The organism is Geodermatophilus sp. SYSU D00708 (assembly GCF_054050115.1).
Genome location: NZ_JBJGYS010000006.1, coordinates 45780 through 61206, shown reverse-complemented (window position 1 = coordinate 61206; position 15427 = coordinate 45780). Strand labels below are relative to the sequence as shown.

At 75.7% G+C, this 15427-nt stretch carries 17 protein-coding genes; 10 read left to right on the top strand and 7 right to left on the bottom strand.

The features are described from left to right. Positions 1 to 3: 3 nt before the first annotated feature. Positions 4 to 603, top strand: a complete 600-nt coding sequence (gene leuD, locus ACI79D_RS07315) for a 3-isopropylmalate dehydratase small subunit (protein WP_456917669.1) — start codon at positions 4 to 6, stop codon at positions 601 to 603. A gap of 70 nt (positions 604 to 673) precedes the next feature. Here the strand turns inward: leuD and ACI79D_RS07310 are convergent, their stop codons facing one another. The 3 genes from ACI79D_RS07310 to cofC are packed head-to-tail and all read right to left on the bottom strand — an operon-like array spanning position 674 to position 4339. Continuing rightward, positions 674 to 1582, bottom strand: coding sequence for an NUDIX hydrolase (locus ACI79D_RS07310; RefSeq protein WP_456917668.1), 909 nt, complete (start codon positions 1580 to 1582; stop codon positions 674 to 676). Next, complete coding sequence (locus tag ACI79D_RS07305) at positions 1582 to 3651, bottom strand: RNA degradosome polyphosphate kinase (protein WP_456917667.1); 2070 nt, start codon at positions 3649 to 3651, stop codon at positions 1582 to 1584. The genes ACI79D_RS07310 and ACI79D_RS07305 overlap by 1 nt, the downstream gene beginning before the upstream one ends. Positions 3652 to 3691: 40 nt before the next feature. After that, positions 3692 to 4339 carry a 2-phospho-L-lactate guanylyltransferase gene (cofC, locus tag ACI79D_RS07300; protein WP_456917666.1) on the bottom strand — a complete coding sequence of 216 codons (648 nt, stop codon included), beginning with the start codon at positions 4337 to 4339 and terminating at the stop codon, positions 3692 to 3694. A 140-nt stretch (positions 4340 to 4479) separates the two neighbouring features. Between cofC and ACI79D_RS07295 the strand changes: the two genes are divergently transcribed. The 4 genes from ACI79D_RS07295 to ACI79D_RS07280 are packed head-to-tail and all read left to right on the top strand — an operon-like array spanning position 4480 to position 9063. Further along, positions 4480 to 5289 carry a lysophospholipid acyltransferase family protein gene (locus ACI79D_RS07295; protein WP_456917665.1) on the top strand — a complete coding sequence of 270 codons (810 nt, stop codon included), beginning with the start codon at positions 4480 to 4482 and terminating at the stop codon, positions 5287 to 5289. Then, positions 5286 to 6281, top strand: a complete 996-nt coding sequence (locus ACI79D_RS07290; protein WP_456917664.1) for an NAD(P)H-dependent glycerol-3-phosphate dehydrogenase — start codon at positions 5286 to 5288, stop codon at positions 6279 to 6281. The genes ACI79D_RS07295 and ACI79D_RS07290 overlap by 4 nt, the downstream gene beginning before the upstream one ends. Continuing rightward, entirely contained in the window at positions 6278 to 7411 is a 1134-nt protein-coding gene (locus tag ACI79D_RS07285) for a cystathionine gamma-lyase (protein ID WP_456917663.1), read from the top strand. Before ACI79D_RS07290 ends, ACI79D_RS07285 begins: the two co-directional genes overlap by 4 nt. Next, positions 7408 to 9063 (top strand): TIGR03767 family metallophosphoesterase, encoded by a 1656-nt coding sequence (locus ACI79D_RS07280; RefSeq protein ID WP_456917662.1) that lies wholly within the window; start codon positions 7408 to 7410, stop codon positions 9061 to 9063. Before ACI79D_RS07285 ends, ACI79D_RS07280 begins: the two co-directional genes overlap by 4 nt. 4 nt (positions 9064 to 9067) lie before the next feature. Here ACI79D_RS07280 and ACI79D_RS07275 read toward each other — a convergent pair whose 3' ends face one another. Next, complete coding sequence (locus tag ACI79D_RS07275) at positions 9068 to 9874, bottom strand: CDP-alcohol phosphatidyltransferase family protein (RefSeq protein ID WP_456917661.1); 807 nt, start codon at positions 9872 to 9874, stop codon at positions 9068 to 9070. Between the two features lie 98 nt (positions 9875 to 9972). Between ACI79D_RS07275 and ACI79D_RS07270 the strand changes: the two genes are divergently transcribed. Next, the gene (locus tag ACI79D_RS07270; protein WP_456917660.1) at positions 9973 to 11124 is read left to right on the top strand and encodes a D-alanine--D-alanine ligase family protein; all 1152 of its coding nucleotides are present in this window, start codon (positions 9973 to 9975) and stop codon (positions 11122 to 11124) included. Then, positions 11121 to 11807, top strand: a complete 687-nt coding sequence (locus tag ACI79D_RS07265; protein WP_456917659.1) for a hypothetical protein — start codon at positions 11121 to 11123, stop codon at positions 11805 to 11807. Before ACI79D_RS07270 ends, ACI79D_RS07265 begins: the two co-directional genes overlap by 4 nt. 4 nt (positions 11808 to 11811) lie before the next feature. Here ACI79D_RS07265 and ACI79D_RS07260 read toward each other — a convergent pair whose 3' ends face one another. Next, positions 11812 to 12321 (bottom strand): DUF3515 domain-containing protein, encoded by a 510-nt coding sequence (locus tag ACI79D_RS07260; protein ID WP_456917658.1) that lies wholly within the window; start codon positions 12319 to 12321, stop codon positions 11812 to 11814. A 94-nt stretch (positions 12322 to 12415) separates the two neighbouring features. Next, positions 12416 to 12649 (bottom strand): Lrp/AsnC ligand binding domain-containing protein, encoded by a 234-nt coding sequence (locus ACI79D_RS07255; protein ID WP_135140864.1) that lies wholly within the window; start codon positions 12647 to 12649, stop codon positions 12416 to 12418. 92 nt (positions 12650 to 12741) lie between these two features. Here ACI79D_RS07255 and ACI79D_RS07250 point away from each other — a divergent pair, with 92 nt between their 5' ends. The 3 genes from ACI79D_RS07250 to ACI79D_RS07240 are packed head-to-tail and all read left to right on the top strand — an operon-like array spanning position 12742 to position 14880. Further along, complete coding sequence (locus ACI79D_RS07250) at positions 12742 to 13782, top strand: thiamine-phosphate kinase (protein WP_456917657.1); 1041 nt, start codon at positions 12742 to 12744, stop codon at positions 13780 to 13782. Beyond that, positions 13766 to 14272: a GNAT family N-acetyltransferase gene (locus ACI79D_RS07245; protein WP_456917656.1), complete on the top strand. Its 507-nt coding sequence runs from the start codon at positions 13766 to 13768 to the stop codon at positions 14270 to 14272. The genes ACI79D_RS07250 and ACI79D_RS07245 overlap by 17 nt, the downstream gene beginning before the upstream one ends. Next, positions 14260 to 14880: a cytidylate kinase-like family protein gene (locus ACI79D_RS07240; protein ID WP_456917655.1), complete on the top strand. Its 621-nt coding sequence runs from the start codon at positions 14260 to 14262 to the stop codon at positions 14878 to 14880. Before ACI79D_RS07245 ends, ACI79D_RS07240 begins: the two co-directional genes overlap by 13 nt. 232 nt (positions 14881 to 15112) lie before the next feature. On the opposite strand, the gene rpmB is transcribed toward ACI79D_RS07240, so the two are convergent. Further along, positions 15113 to 15295 (bottom strand): 50S ribosomal protein L28, encoded by a 183-nt coding sequence (rpmB, locus tag ACI79D_RS07235; RefSeq protein ID WP_456917654.1) that lies wholly within the window; start codon positions 15293 to 15295, stop codon positions 15113 to 15115. Between the last annotated feature and the right edge of the window lie 132 nt (positions 15296 to 15427).

The window sequence follows — 15427 nt, the reverse complement described above, 5'->3', positions numbered from 1 at the left end:
CCGATGGACGCCTTCACCACCCACACCGGTACCGCGGCCCCGCTGCGGCGGACCAACGTCGACACCGACCAGATCATCCCGGCCGAGTACCTCAAGCGGATCACCCGCACCGGGTTCGAGGACGGCCTGTTCGTCGCCTGGCGCACCAACGAGCCGGACTTCGTGCTCAACAAGCCGGAGTACGCCAACGCCTCGGTCCTGGTGGCCGGCCCCGACTTCGGCACCGGCTCGTCCCGCGAGCACGCCGTCTGGGCGCTGATGGACGGCGGGTTCCGCGTCGTCATCAGCTCGCGGTTCGCCGACATATTCCGCAACAACTCGACCAAGGCCGGGCTGCTCACCGTGCTGCTGTCGCAGGCCGACGTCGAGGCGCTGTGGAAGGCGATCGAGGCCGACCCCACCCTGGAGGTGACCGTCGACCTGCAGGCCAAGGAGGTCCGCTACGCGGGCGTCACCGTGCCGTTCGAGATCGACGACTACACCCGCTGGCGGCTGCTGGAGGGCCTCGACGACGTCGGCCTGACCGAGCGGCACCTGGCCGACATCGAGGCCTACGAGGCCGGCCGCAAGCCCTGGCTGCCGAAGGCGCAGCCCGCCGTCTGAGTCGAAGGTGGCCCCCCTGCAGGGTCCCGCTGCGAGCGTGCGAGCAGTGGGGGGCAGGGGGGGTCCTTTCTCAGCGGGGGGAGCTGTCGTCGGAGTCGGGGTCGAAGTCGCGGTAGTAGTCCGCGGCCAGCGCGCCCGGCCGGCTGCCGAGGACCCAGGTGCTGCCCTTGGCCGCCGGCGGGTGCAGCCGCCCGGCCGCCCCGGCCCAGCGCACGCCCAGGTCGAGCAGCACCGACGGGATGGCCCCGCCCTGGCTGCAGACGACGGTGACCCCGGGCGACCCGAGCAGCCGCTCCACGACCGCGAGGCCCGCCTCGGGGTCGGCGGAGAACTCCTCCTCGCCGAGCTCCGGGCAGTCCTCGACGGCGAGCTCCAGTCGCTCGGCCAGGGGTTCCACCGTCTCCCGGCAGCGGGTGGGCCGGGCCGACAGCACCGCCGTCGGGCCGAACAGCGGGAGCACCTGGGCCAGCCGCGCGGCCTGCCGACGTCCCTTGCCGTCCAGGGGGCGCAGCTCGTCGGGGCCGTCCCACTCCGACTTGTCCCCGGCCCGGCCGTGCCGCACCAGCAGCAGTGCCGGCTCGCGGGGGACGTCGGTGCGCGCGAGGTCGGCCAGCACCGCCCGGTCGGCGTCGTGGCTCACCAGCGCCCCGGCGTCGTCCAGGGACAGCCAGCGCAGCTCGTCGACCTCGGAGTTGGGCACGAACTCCCCGCCGACCACCCGCATCAGCCAGTAGTCCACGCGCTTGGTGCCCTCGGGGACCTCGTACTCGGTGCGCACGCTGCGCCGGCCCGCGACGACGTCCAGCCCGGTCTCCTCGACGGCCTCCCGGACGGCGGCGGTCAGCGCGTGCTCGCCGGCGTCGAGCTTGCCCTTGGGCAGCGACCAGTCGTCGTACTTGGGCCGGTGCACCACCGCCGTCTCGATGGCCCCGTCGCGGGCCGGCCGCCACAGCGCCCCGCCCGCTGCCCGGACGACCATCACCCCGCGCCGTTCGCGTGCTCGGCGGCCATGGCCATGAGCCCCGCCTGGTAGTCCCGCCCCTCCCGGCGGGTCCAGGTCGCGTCCGACCCCAGCTCCCAGCAGCGGACGTCGTCGGCCATCGCCTGGTCGAAGACGTCCTCCAGCGTGCGGTGCGCCTGCTCGTCACAGACCTGCAGCAGCACCTCCACCCGGCGGTCGAGGTTGCGGTGCATGAGGTCGGCGCTGCCGATCCACCACTCGCTCTCGCCGGCGTTGCGGAAGTTCATCACCCGCGAGTGCTCCAGGAACCGGCCGACGATGGATCGCACCCGCACGTTCTCGGACAGGCCCGGGACGCCGGGGCGCAGCGAGCAGATGCCGCGGATGAACAGCTCCACCGGGACACCGGCCGCCGACGCCTCGTACAGCGCGTCGATCACCTGCTCGTCGACCAGCGAGTTCACCTTGATCCGGATGCCGGCCGGGCGGCCCTCGCGGGCGTGGCGGGCCTCCCGGCGGATCTTCTCCACCAGCCCGGCGCGGACCCCGTGCGGCGCCACCATCAACCGGCGGTAGGTCGTCTGCCGCGAGTACCCGGTGAGGGTGTTGAACAGGTCGGTGAGGTCGGCGCCCACCCGCGGGTCGGCGGTCAGGATGCCGAGGTCCTCGTAGAGGCGGGCGGTCTTCGGGTTGTAGTTGCCCGTGCCGATGTGGCAGTAGCGGCGGATGACGCCGCCCTCGCGGCGCACCACGAGCGCCGTCTTGCAGTGCGTCTTCAGCCCGACCAGCCCGTAGACCACGTGGCAGCCGGCGCGCTCCAGCGAGCGGGCCCAGCTGATGTTGGCCTCCTCGTCGAAGCGGGCCTTGATCTCGACGAGGACGACGACCTGCTTGCCGGCCTCGGCCGCGTCGATGAGGGCGTTGACGATCGGGGAGTCGCCGGAGGTGCGGTAGAGCGTCTGCTTGATCGCCAGGACGTTCGGGTCGGCGGCGGCCTGCTCGATGAACCGCTGCACGCTGGTCGCGAACGACTGGTACGGGTGGTGGACGAGCACGTCGCCCTCGCGCAGGGTGGCGAACACGCTCTTGGGCGTCTCGCCCTCCGACAGCCGGGGGTGGGTGGCCGGGACGAACGGCTCGTCCTTGAGCTCCGGCCGGTCGAGGTCGACCAGCGCCCACAGCGCGGCCAGGTCGAGCAGGCCGGGCACCTGGACGACGTCCTCCTTGTCGACCTCCAGCTCGTTGATCAGCACCTGGAGGATCCGGGGGTCCATCGACTCGGCGACCTCCAGCCGCACCGCCGGGCCGAAGCGGCGGCGGGCCAGCTCGCGCTCGAGGGCCTGGAGCAGGTCCTCGTCGCGGTCCTCCTCGACCTCGAGGTCGGCGTTGCGGGTGACCCGGAACAGGTGGTGGTCGAGCACGTCGAGGCCGGGGAACAGCTGCGGCAGGTGCGCGGCGATGAGGTCCTCGAGCGGCAGGAAGGTCGCCTCGGAGTCGACCGCCCCCACCGGCACGAACCGCGGCACGTTGTTGGGCACCTTGAGCCGGGCGAACCGCGGCGCGCCCGTGTCGGGGTCGCGGACGGACACCGCGAGGTTCAGCGAGAGGCCGCTGATGTAGGGGAACGGGTGTGCCGGGTCGACGGCGAGCGGGGTGAGTACCGGGAACACCTGGTCGCGGAAGTACTCGCGCAGCCGCTTGGCCTCGACGTCGGCCAGCTCGTCCCAGTGCACGATGCGGATCCCGGCGTCCTCCAGTCGCGGGGTGATGTCCTTGGTGAAGACGTCGCCGTGCCGGTGCACCAGCTCGCGGGTCCGCTCGGTCACCCGCGCCAGCTGTTCCCGGATGGTCAGCCCGTCGGGGGAGCGGACGGTCAGCCCGGTGCTCTGCCTGCGCTTCAGCCCGGCGATCCGGACCATGTAGAACTCGTCGAGGTTGCTCGCGAAGATCGCGAGGAACTTCACCCGTTCCAGCAGCGGCAGGGAGTCGTCCTCGGCCAGTTCGAGGACGCGGGAGTTGAAGTCGAGCCAGGACAGCTCGCGGTTGATGTACCGGTCGGACGGCGCGCCGGATCGGGTGGAGGGCACGCGGTCATCGTGCCGCAGCAAGGTGAACGGCAGGCAACGGTCACAGGCAGCAGGCGGTCCCGGCCAACAGGGCGCCGGTGCGGGGCCCCACCCCCAGGGCCACGGCCGTGGCCAGGTCGGCGGGCGTGTCCACGTCCCGGGACAGCCCCGGCCACCGCCCGGTGAGCTCGACCGCGCCGCCCGCGCGGTGCCGCTCGGCCGACCCGGCGCCGAACGCGGGGGTCAGGTCCACTCCGGCGGCGGTCAGCAGCGTCGTCCCGGTGCCCTGCGCGTCGGTGACGAGGCAGCGCGGCGCCGCCCCGGCCGCGGTCAGCGCGGCGGTCAGCTCGTCGGGGCGCAGCGCGGGGAGGTCGGAGGACAGCGCCGCGACGGTGCGGCTTCCGGTGGCGCGGGCGCCGTGGGCGAGGGCGGGGTTCAGGCCGCGGTCGGGCTGGTCGGGCACGGTGCGGGCGCCCAGCGCGGTGACCAGCGCGGCCGACCGCGGCTCGTCGGTGACCACCAGGACGTCGGCGACCGCGGCCGAGGAGAGCGCAGCCGCGACCGTGTCGGCCAGCAGCGCGAGCACCAGCTCGGCGTGGGCGGCGCCCGGCGGACCGCCGAGCGAGTCGGTCAGCGGGGTCAGCCGGGTCTTGGCGACGGCGAGCCGTTTCGCCGGGACGACGACCGACCACCGGGACACGGGTCCCATGTGACCACACCCGCCGGGAGAGGGGCCCGGTTCCCCGCACGAGGACCCCGTGCGGCGCGGGGACCGGACCAGGACCGATCATGGGCGCAGATCCCATCCCGCGGCGGCAGGCCGGGGGAGCGGCAGGAGGGAGGGCGCCGGTGAGCCAGGACCGGTCCTCGGGGACCACGCACCGACCGGGAGGCCCGCCGGCGCGGTGGCGCACGCGCGGGCGGATCCCCCCGGCGCTCGGGCTGTGCGTCGCGCTGGTCTACCCGCTGGTCTCCCTGCTGTTCCGGCTGCGCTACCGGCACACCGAGCGGTTCCCCCGCACCGGGCCGGTGATCGTGGTCGCCAACCACGTCTCGGTCCTCGACCCGCTGGCGTGCGCCCGGCTGGTGTGGGACTGCGGCCGCGTCCCGCACTTCCTGGCGAAGGCATCGGTGTTCACGGGCGTGGTCGGGACGATCCTGCGCAGCGCCGGGCAGATCCCGGTGTCCCGCGGCTCGGCCGACGCGCGCAGCTCGCTGACCGCGGCGGAGGCCGACCTCGCCCGGGGCAACGTCGTCGTCATCTACCCGGAGGGCTCGGTCACCCGCGACCCCGACTGGTGGCCGATGGAGGCCCGCACCGGCGTGGCCCGGCTGGCCCTGAGCACCGACGCGGTGGTGCTGCCGGTGGCCCAGTGGGGGCCGCAGCGGCTGCACGACTACCACGCCAAGAAGCTGCACCTGCGGCTGCGGGTGCCGACCGACTACCTGGTCGGCGAGCCGCTGGACCTCGAGGAGCTGCGCGCCGAGGTCCGCGCCGGCCGGCCCCTCACCGCGGACCTGCTGAGGGAGGTCACCGACCGGATGATGGCCGCCGTCCGGGACCAGCTGGCCGAGCTGCGCGGCGAGCCGGCCCCGGCGACGTTCGCGCCGCGCCCGCAGCGCCGCCTGCCCGGCGACCTGCCGGGGAGCGCCGCATGACGCGAGCGGCGGTCCTCGGCGCCGGTTCCTGGGGGACGACGTTCGGCAAGGTGCTCGCCGACGCCGGCTGCTCGGTCACCCTGCACGCCCGCCGGCCGGAGCTGGCGCGGGTGATCACCGAGACGCGGGAGAACCCGGACTACCTGCCCGGCATCCGGCTGCCCGGGCGGTTGCGGGCCACCGCGGACGCCGAGGAGGCGTTGCACGACGCCGAGATCGTCGTCCTCGCCGTCCCCTCCCAGTCGCTGCGGGACAACCTCACCGAGTGGACGCCGTTGCTGCCCGACGACGCGGTGCTGCTGTCGCTGATGAAGGGCATCGAGCTCGGCACCACCAAGCGGATGAGCCAGGTCATCTGCGAGGTCACCGGCGCCGGCGCGGACCGGGTGGCGGCGCTGTCGGGCCCCAACCTGGCGCGGGAGATCGCCGAGGAGCAGCCCGCCGCGACCGTCATCGCGTGCACCGACCACGAGCGCGCGGCGCAGGTCCAGGCCGCCTGCCACACCCCCTACCTGCGGCCGTACACCAACCGCGACCTGGTCGGCTGCGAGATCGGCGGGGCGGTGAAGAACGTCATCGCGCTGGCCTGCGGCATCACCGAGGGGATGGGCTTCGGGGACAACACCCGCGCCTCGCTGATCACCCGCGGGCTGGCCGAGACCGCCCGCCTGGGCGCCGCTCTCGGCGCGGAGCCGACCACGTTCGCCGGGCTGGCCGGCCTCGGCGACCTGGTCGCCACCTGCAGCTCGCCGCTGTCGCGCAACCGCACCTTCGGGGAGAAGCTGGGGCGTGGGATGACGCTGGAGGAGGTCCAGCAGACCACCCGCCAGGTCGCCGAGGGCGTCAAGAGCTGCCGACCGGTGCTCGACCTGGCAAGCGCGCACGGGGTCGACATGCCGCTCACCGAGGCCGTCGTCCGGGTGTGCCACGAGAACGTGCCGGCGGCGCAGATGGTGAAGGAGATCATGTCCCGGGAAGCGAAGCCCGAGTGACCGAGCCCGCCTGGGGGGACGGCACCCGGTCGGTCCGGGCCGGCGAGACCGAGGCCGTCCCCGGCGCGCCGCTGCGGCCCTCGCCGGTCTTCGCCGCCCCGTACCACCTCGGCGACCAGCCCCCGCGGGCCGGCGGCGCCGACGCCTACGCACGCACCGAGCAGCCGACGCTGCGGGACTTCGAGGCCGCCGTCGGGGAGCTCGACGGCGGCCGCTGCCTGTCCTTCGCCACCGGCATGGCCGCGGTCAGCGCCGCGGTGCTGGCCGTGGCCCGGGCCGGGGACCGCGTGGTGCTGCCCTCGGACGGCTACTACACGACCCGGCTGCTCGCCCGCGAGGAGCTCGAGCGGTTCGGCGTCCGCGTCGACTACGTGCCCACGCCCGAGATCGAGGCGGTCGCCGCCCGCGGGGACCTGGAGGGCGCCCGGCTGGTGCTGCTGGAGACCCCCAGCAACCCGCAGCTGGACGTCTGCGACATCGCCGCGGTCGCCCGGGCCACCCGCGCCGCCGGCGCCGTCCTGGCCGTGGACAACACCACCGCCACCCCGCTCGGCCAGCGGCCGCTCGAGCTCGGCGCCGACCTCACCGTCGGCAGCGACACCAAGGCGCTGACCGGCCACAGCGACCTGCTGCTCGGCCACGTGAGCACGACCGACGACGAGCTGTGGGCCCGGCTCAAGGCCTTCCGCGACCACACCGGCGGCACGCCGGGGCCGTTCGAGGCGTGGCTCGGGCACCGCTCGATGAGCACGCTGGACCTGCGGCTGGCCCGCCAGGCCGCGACCGCGGCGACCGTCGCCGACCTGCTGGCGGCGCACCCCGCGGTGACCGGCGTCCGGTGGCCGTGGCGTCCCGGCGACCCGTCGCACGCCCTGGCCACCCGGCAGATGCTGCGCCCGAACGGGGTGCTGTCGGCGCAGCTGGCCGACGAGGACGCGGTGCGGCGGCTGCTGGCCGGCAGCCGGCTGTGGACGGCGGCGACCAGCTTCGGCGGGGTGCACAGCACCGTCGACCGCCGGGCGCAGTGGGGTGGGGACGCCGTCCCGCCGGGCTTCGTCCGCCTCTCCTGCGGGATCGAGGACACCGCCGACCTCGTCGCCGACCTCACCGCCGCGCTCGACCACCGGTGAGCCGCACGACGCTGGAGCGCGTGCTCGGCGCCGGCCCGGTGCTGCGCCGGGGCCGCGACACCGACTACCACGCGCTGGCCTGGCACCCGGGGGAGCGGCACCGCACCCGCCGGGAGCTGGTCGGCGCCACCTGGGAGCCGCCGCGCACCGGGGTGCGGCCGCTGGCCTGCCTGGCGCACGTGACCGACGTCCAGCTGGCCGACGTGTGCTCCCCGGCCCGCTTCGAGTTCTTCAACGGGCACTTCGCCGACCCGCGGATGCGCGCGCTGGTGCCGATGCACCGGCCGCAGGAGGCGATCACCGCGCACGCGGTGGACGCGCTCGTCCGCACGCTCAACGGGCTGTCCGGCGGGCCGCGCACCGGGCACCCGCTCCAGGTGGTGGTCACCACCGGGGACGCGATCGACAACGCCCAGTGGAACGAGCTGGAGCTCTTCCTCGCCGTCCTCCGCGGCGGGCCGGTGTGGCCGGGGGCGGGCCTGTCCGCCTACGACGGCGTGCAGGCCGCCGGCTGGCCGCACGACCTGTTCTGGCGCCCCGAGGGGGACGACCCCGAGCCGGACGTCTACCGGGCCCGCCACGGCTTCCCCGACCGGCCCGGGCTGCTCGCCGCGGCGTTCGCGTCGTTCGCCGCGGAGGGGCTGCGGCTGCCCTGGCTGGGGTGCCACGGCAACCACGAGGCGCTCATCGCCGGCGTCGGCGTCCCCACCCCGGCCCTGGAGGGGCTGCTGCTCGCCGACCGCAAGCCGGTCGAGCTCGCCCCGGACGTGCCGCTGGACGACGCGCTGCGGCTGTTCACGCTCTCCTCGGAGGTCTTCACGACCGCGGGGGCCCGCACCGTCACCCCGCTGGCCCAGCGCCGGTTCATCGACCGCCGGGACTTCGTCGCCGCGCACCTGGCCGACGGCGGCCAGCCGGCCGGGCACGGGTTCACCGAGGCCAACCTGCGCGACGGCACCGCCTACTACGCGTGGGACGGCCTGCCCGGGGTCCGGGTGGTGTGCCTGGACACCACCCGGGTCACCGGCGGCGGCGACGGCTCGCTGGACGCCGTCCAGGGCCGCTGGCTGGAGGAGCGGCTGCGCGAGGTCTCCTCGGTGGTCGTCGAGCCCGACGGCACCCGCGTGGCCACCGGCAACCCCGACCGGCTGGTCGTCGTGATCTCCCACCACGGGTACTCCACGCTGCACCGCGACGACCCGTGGCGCCCGCGTCCGGCCGCGGACGCCGGCGTCCTGGGCGGCCCCGAGCTGGTCGCCCTGCTGCACCGGTTCCCCAACGTGGTGCTGTGGCTCAACGGGCACACCCACGTCAGCGAGGTGCGCCCGTGGGCCTCCCCGGAGGAGGCCGGCCGGGGCTTCTGGGAGGTCACCACCTGCGCGGTCGTCGACTGGCCCGGGCAGGCGCGGCTGGTGGAGTTCCTCGACAACGGCGACGGCACGCTGTCGCTGGTCTGCACGATGGTCGACCACGACAGCCCGGCCCGGCCGCCGTCCCCGCTGGACCCGGCGGCCCGGGCGCCCTCGGCGCTGGCGTCGCTGCACCGGGAGCTGTCGGCCAACGTGCCCTGGGCCGGCCTGGACGCCGGGCTGGCCGGCGGGCCGGAGGACCGCAACGTGGAGCTGGTGCTGCGCTCGCCGTTCCCTCGCTGAGCGGTCAGCCGGAGGAGGTGGACAGCTCCCCGTGCCGGCGGCGGTGCGCCGCCCGCGCGGTCAGCCACAGGCTCACGGCCACGTAGTACCCGAGGTAGCCCAGCGACAGCGCGACGACCAGCGGGTTCGGGTCGGGGTACTGCACCAGCAGCAGGGCGTAGGTGCCCAGCCAGACGGCGGTCAGCGCCAGGCTCAGCCCCTGCAGGACCGGCGTGCGCGAGGGGTACAGGTAGCGCACCGGCACGAACACCAGCACGGAGCACACGACGAGGACCACGGCGATCGTCGTCGGCCCGACGTCCAGGACGACGGCGTAGAAGGCGACCACGTTCCAGTAGCTGGGGAACCCGAGGAAGGTGTGGTCGTCGGTCTTCGCGTCGACCCGGCAGAACTGGTAGCTGGAGGCCAGCAGCGGCAGCGCGGCGACGACCCACCCGGCGGCGCCGGCGGGCAGCGAGCCGGTGGTCCACAGCAGCACCACGGGAGCGAAGGCGTAGGTCAGGTAGTCGACGATGTCGTCCAGCCGGGCGCCGTCGAACCAGGGGATCGTCTCCTTGACCCGCGCGCGCCGGGCCAGCATCCCGTCGGTGCCGTCGACGACCAGCGCCACCAGGCCCAGCCACAGCGCGGTGACCGCGTTGCCGTCGAACGCCGCGAGCACGATCAGCAGCGCGAGCACCGAGCCGCTGGCGGTGTAGAGGTGGACCGCGGCACCGGCCAGCCGCAGCCCACGCGGGTGGACCGCTCCGTCGTCGCCGGCGGGCGTCCCCGGGAGGTCCCCGCCGGGCGGGGCGGCCACGTTCTCACGCATCGCAGACGAGGCTCCCACACCGCCCGGACGGCGGCGCCGCCGCACGGGTCCGCCCGCCGCCGGGGGAGCCGCGACCGCCTCCACTAGTGTCGGCCGCGATGAGCGGACAGGCCGGCAAGCTGCGCATCGCCGTCGTCTTCGGCGGTCGCAGCGCGGAACACTCGATCTCCTGCGTCTCCGCCGGGGCCGTCCTCGCGGCCCTGGACCCCGACCGGTACGACGTCGTCCCCGTCGGCATCACCCGCGAGGGCGGGTGGGTGCTGACCGATCCCGACGTGCGCCCGGCCATCGTCGACGGCGTGCTGCCCGAGGTCACCGGCGGGACGGCGGTCACCCTGGTCGGCGACCCGGCCGGCCGGGGCCTGGTCCGCCTCGACGGCGGTGGCCCGCGCATCGAGCTCGACGTCGTCTTCCCGGTGCTGCACGGCGCCTACGGCGAGGACGGCACCATCCAGGGCCTCCTGGAGATGAGCGGGATCCCGTACGTCGGCTCCGGCGTCTTCGCCAGCGCGGCGTCGATGGACAAGGAGTTCACCAAGAAGCTGCTGGCCGCCGCCGGGCTGCCGCAGGGCGACCACGTGGTGCTGCGCGACGCCACCGGCGCGCTGTCGGCCGACCCGGACGTGCTCGACGCCGCGGCCCGCGAGCGGCTGGGCCTGCCGGTGTTCGTCAAGCCGTCGCGGGCCGGGTCGAGCATCGGGATCAGCAAGGTCACCGACTGGGCGCAGTTCCCCGCGGCCGTGGCGACCGCGGCCGCGGTCGACGCGAAGGTCGTCGTCGAGGCCGCCGTCCCCGGGCGGGAGATCGAGTGCGGCGTGCTGGCCGGCCGCGACGGCGGGCCGCCCGAGGCCAGCCTGCCCGCCGAGATCCGGCTGCGGCCGGGCACCGACTGGTACGACTTCAGCGCCAAGTACCTCGAGGACGCCGCCGAGTTCGACGTCCCCGCACAGCTCACGCCCGAGCAGACGCGCGCGGTCCAGGAGACCGCCTGCCGCGCCTACCTGGCGATGGACTGCGCGGGCCTGGCCCGGGTCGACTTCTTCCTCGGCACCGGCCCGGACGGCGCCGACCGCCTCGTCATCAACGAGGTGAACACGCTGCCCGGGTTCACCCCGATCTCGATGTACCCCCGGATGTGGGCGGCGACCGGCGTGGGCTTCGCCGAGCTCGTCGACCGGCTCGTCGCGGCCGCCCTGGTCCCGGCCCGCTCGGCGGTCGCCCCCGCCGTGGACGGCGGCGCGGGGGCGTGACCCCGCCGGGAGCGGCCCGGCCGGTCGGGACGGCGCCGCTGCCGGCCCGGCTGGTGCGGGCCGTCCTGCTGCCGGCGCTGCTCGCCGCGCTCTCCGGGTGCCTCACGCCCGTGGACGGCGCGGCCACCGCGGTGCCGGCCGACCCGACGCCGTCCTCCCCGGAGGAGCTGGAGGCGCTGGTGGTGACCGCCGTCCCCTCCGGCCTGCCGCGGGTCCCCGACGGCGACCTCACGCCGCCGGCGGGGGAGAAGTCGGCCGAGGACGTCGCCACCTACGGGGACGACCCCGACCGGGAGCGCGAGGTGCTGGAGGACTACGGCTACCGGTTCGGCTGGGAGCGGGTCTGGAGCGCCGGTGCCGGGCCGGTGACGAGCGTGTTCGTCAACCAGTTCGGCACCCGCTCCGGCGCCGCCGACTACGCCCGCGACCTCGCCGAGAACGAGGCGGAGCGCTACGACGGCGTGCTGCGGGAGGACCCGCCGCGCCTGCCCGGCGGCTGCCGGCTGCTCACCGTGGAGCGGGCCGAGCCCGCGTCGGGTCTGTCCGGGCCGGCGGCGTCGGTCTGGTGCGGCCACGGCGTCTACAGCGTCGGCGTCACCGCGGTCGCCGGGTCGGTCGGCGCGGCCTCCCAGGAGGTGCACGCCGTCCTCGAGGCCCAGCTGGAGCGGCTGCCGCCGTCCTGACCGGTCAGGGCTGCTGGGCCGGGAGCGCGTCGTTGATGACCGGCCCGAGCGCGGTGACCGGCGCGCTGTCGGTGTCGGCGGTGACGGTGACCTGCACGAAGACGGGGCGGTCCACCGTGGTCCAGACGACGACGTCGGGGTCGCTGGTGTCGACGAACCAGTTGACGCCGTTGATCTGGATCAGCGGCGACGTCGGCTCCAGCCCCGCCGGGCGGTCCACCCCGCAGACGAGCACGACCGGCGGGTCGCCCCAGGCGTAGGCGAACAGGCTGTCGGACTGCACCGGGCGGGACGGTTCCCCGGCCAGCTCCAGCGGCAGCGCGCTCATCAGCGCGGGGCAGGACGCGTCGGCCTCCGGGGTGACCGGCGGGACCTCCACCGGCAGCGGCGGCAGGTCCGCGCGCTCCTGCGAGGGGGTCGCCCCGACGTCGGCGACCGGGGCCCCCTCGTCGTCGCCGAGGACCCGGGTGAGCACCAGCAGGACGACGACCAGCGGGACGGCGACCGCCGCCACGAGCAGGGAGATCCGCCGCAGCGGGTCGTCGGGACGGGCCGGCGGCCTCTCGGGGGCCGGCCCGTCGGGCGGGGAGGTCTCGGTCAGCGCGCTGTCAGATGTTGACGACGGGGCAGGTCAGCGTGCGGGTGATGCCGTCGACCGACTGCACCCGCGCCACCACCAGGCGGCCCAGCTCGTCCACGGTCTCGGCCTCCGCCCGCACGATGACGTCGTAGGGGCCCGTGACGTCCTCGGCCTTGGTCACGCCCGAGATCTGGCTGATCGTCGACGCGACCTGGGCGGCCTTGCCGACTTCGGTCTGGATGAGGATGTAGGCGTGGACCACGGGAGACCTTTCCTCGGGCAGCGCTGCCGATGCGGCGTCCGCACCGGCGGGCGGACAGTTCGGCAACCTACCTCAGCGGGGGAGGGTGACCGGTGACTCGTCCCCGTCCCCTGCTGCCCCGCGAGGACCCGGCCGACAGCGTGCGGGTCGTCGGCGAGTTCGGGGTCATCGCCCGCGTGCTGTCCCGGTCGGGCACGGCGCGGGTCGCCGAGGTCGGCCCGGGGGACGACGCGGCGGTGCTGCGCGTCCCCGACGGCCGGGTGGTGGCGACCACCGACGTCCTGGTCGAAGGGCGGCACTTCCGGCGGGACTGGTCGTCGGCCGAGGACGTCGGGCACAAGGCGGCGGCGGCCAACCTCGCCGACGTCGCGGCGATGGGCGGGGTCGCCACGGCGCTCCTGGTGGGGCTGGCCTGCCCGCCGGACACCTCGACCGCCTGGCTGGAGGGGGTGGCCACCGGGCTGGCCGCGGAGTGCGCGCCGCTGGGGGCGGCCGTCGTCGGCGGCGACACCGTCGCCTCGGCGCCGGACAGCCACGGCGTCGTCCTGTCGGTGACCGCGCTGGGCGACCTGGGCGGCCGGGCCCCCGTGCTGCGCTCCGGTGCCCGGCCGGGGGACGTGCTGGCCCTGGCCGGGCGCCTGGGCTGGTCGGCCTGCGGGCTGGCGGTGCTGCGGCGCGGGTTCACCAGCCCCGCGGCGGCGGTCGCGGCGCACCGCCGGCCGGCGGTGCCGTACGCCGCGGGCCCGGCGGCGGCCGACGCGGGCGCGACGGCCATGTGCGACGTCAGCGACGGGCTGCTCGCCGACGCCGGGCACCTGGCCGACGACAGCGGCGTGGTCGTCGACGTCGACCGCGCGGCGCTGGTGCGGGCCACGCTGGAGCCGCCCGGGCCGCTGCAGCAGGTCGCCGCGGCGCTGGGCGGGGACCCGCTGGCGTGGGTCCTCACCGGCGGCGAGGACCACGCCCTGCTGGCCACCTTCCCGGCGGGGACGGCGCTGCCCGCGGGGTGGACGCCGATCGGGTCGGTCGTCGAGGCTCCGGGAGGAGCGGGCGTGCGGGTGGACGGCGTCCCGGCCGCCGAGGTGGCCGAGGCCGTCGGCGCGGGAGGGACCGGGCATGTCCACTTCCGGTGAGCCGGCCGTGCTGCGCGCGGTGCCCTACGACGACCCGGTCGCCCGCGCGCTGGTCGCGCGGGTCCAGCAGGAGTACGTCGTCCGGTACGGCGGGCCGGACGAGGCGGTGGTCGACCCCGCGGAGTTCGTCCCCCCGGCCGGGCTGTTCCTCGTCGCCGAGGTGGACGGGGTCCCCGCCGGCTGCGGCGCGTGGCGGGTGCACGCCGACGGCGTGGTCGAGGTCAAGCGGGTCTACGTCGAGCCGGCGTTCCGCCGCGACGGACTGGCCCGGCTGCTGATGGCCGAGCTGGAGCGCACCGCGGCCGCGGCGGGGCACCGGGCGGTGGTGCTCAACTCGGGCAACCGGCAGCCCGAGGCGCTGGCTCTCTACGCCGCGCTGGGGTACACACCGGTCGCCGGCTACGGCGTCTACGCCGAGGCGCCCGGGGCGGTCTTCCTGGGCAAGGAGCTGCCCTCATCGGCAGGGGAGGAGCGGGCGTGGGCATCGTGACGATCTCGGCCGCCTACGGGGCCGGGGGCGCGGACGTGGGCCCCGCGGTCGCCGAGCGGCTGGGGCTGACCTTCCACGACCGGGCGATCCCGGCGCAGGTCGCCGGCCGGCTGGGCGTGCCGCTGAGCGAGGCCGAGGCCAACGACGAGCGGGTCGCCCGCGGGCTGTGGCGCCTGGTCGCCTCCCTCGGCACCATGCCCGACCCGGTCGGGGGCGTGGTGCCGGTGACCCAGGTGCCCGACGAGCGGGCCTTCCGCCAGCAGACCGAGCGGGTCCTCGGCGAGATCGCCGCCGGTGCCGGCGGTGTCGTGCTCGGCCGCGCCGCGGCGCTGGTCCTCGGGGACCGCGCCGACGCCCTGCACGTCCGCCTGGACGGCCCGCCCGGGCGCCGGCTGGCGGCCGCGGTGGCCCGCAGCGGCCGGCCGCGCGAGGAGGTGCGGCGGGAGATGACGGCCAACGACGCCGCGCGGGAGGCCTACGTGCGGCACTTCTACCGGTGCGACCCGGCCTCCGCGGCGCTGTACCACCTGGTCGTCGACAGCACCGCCCTGCCGCTCGACACCGTCGTCGACCTGGTGGTCACCGCCGCCCGCGCCCGCGGCATCTGACGGGAGCCCGGTTCGACGCCGGGGACGGCGCGAGGCTGCGGGTGGACCGGTCGCGGGGGCCGGAGGCTCCCCGACCGGGACATGGGCAGCGGCTCAGCGCCGGCCGGGGACGACTCCTGGCCGCGGTGCTGTCCGGAGGACAGCGATGTCAACAGCAGAGGACCCCGGAGGTCGCTGACCTCCGGGGTCCTGCCCGGCCGGAGCCGGGTTGTTCAGCTCAGCCGCGCGGCGTTCAGGCGCGGGCCACCTTGCCGGCGCGGATGCACGAGGTGCAGGCGTTGATCCGGCGACGGTTGCCGGGGGCGACCAGCGCCCGCACGGACTGGATGTTCGGGTTCCAACGGCGCGGCGTGCGGCGGTGCGAGTGCGACACCGACATACCGAAACCGGGCCCCTTGCCACAGACATCGCACACGGCAGCCACGGCGGATCACTCCCAGAGAAATCGTTCAGACGAGCGGTGCGCGCAGCGCGCCCGCACAAGACCGTCGACCAGTCTAACCGCTTCCCGCCACCGGCGTCGCGCAGCCCGTCGGTGACCACCGTC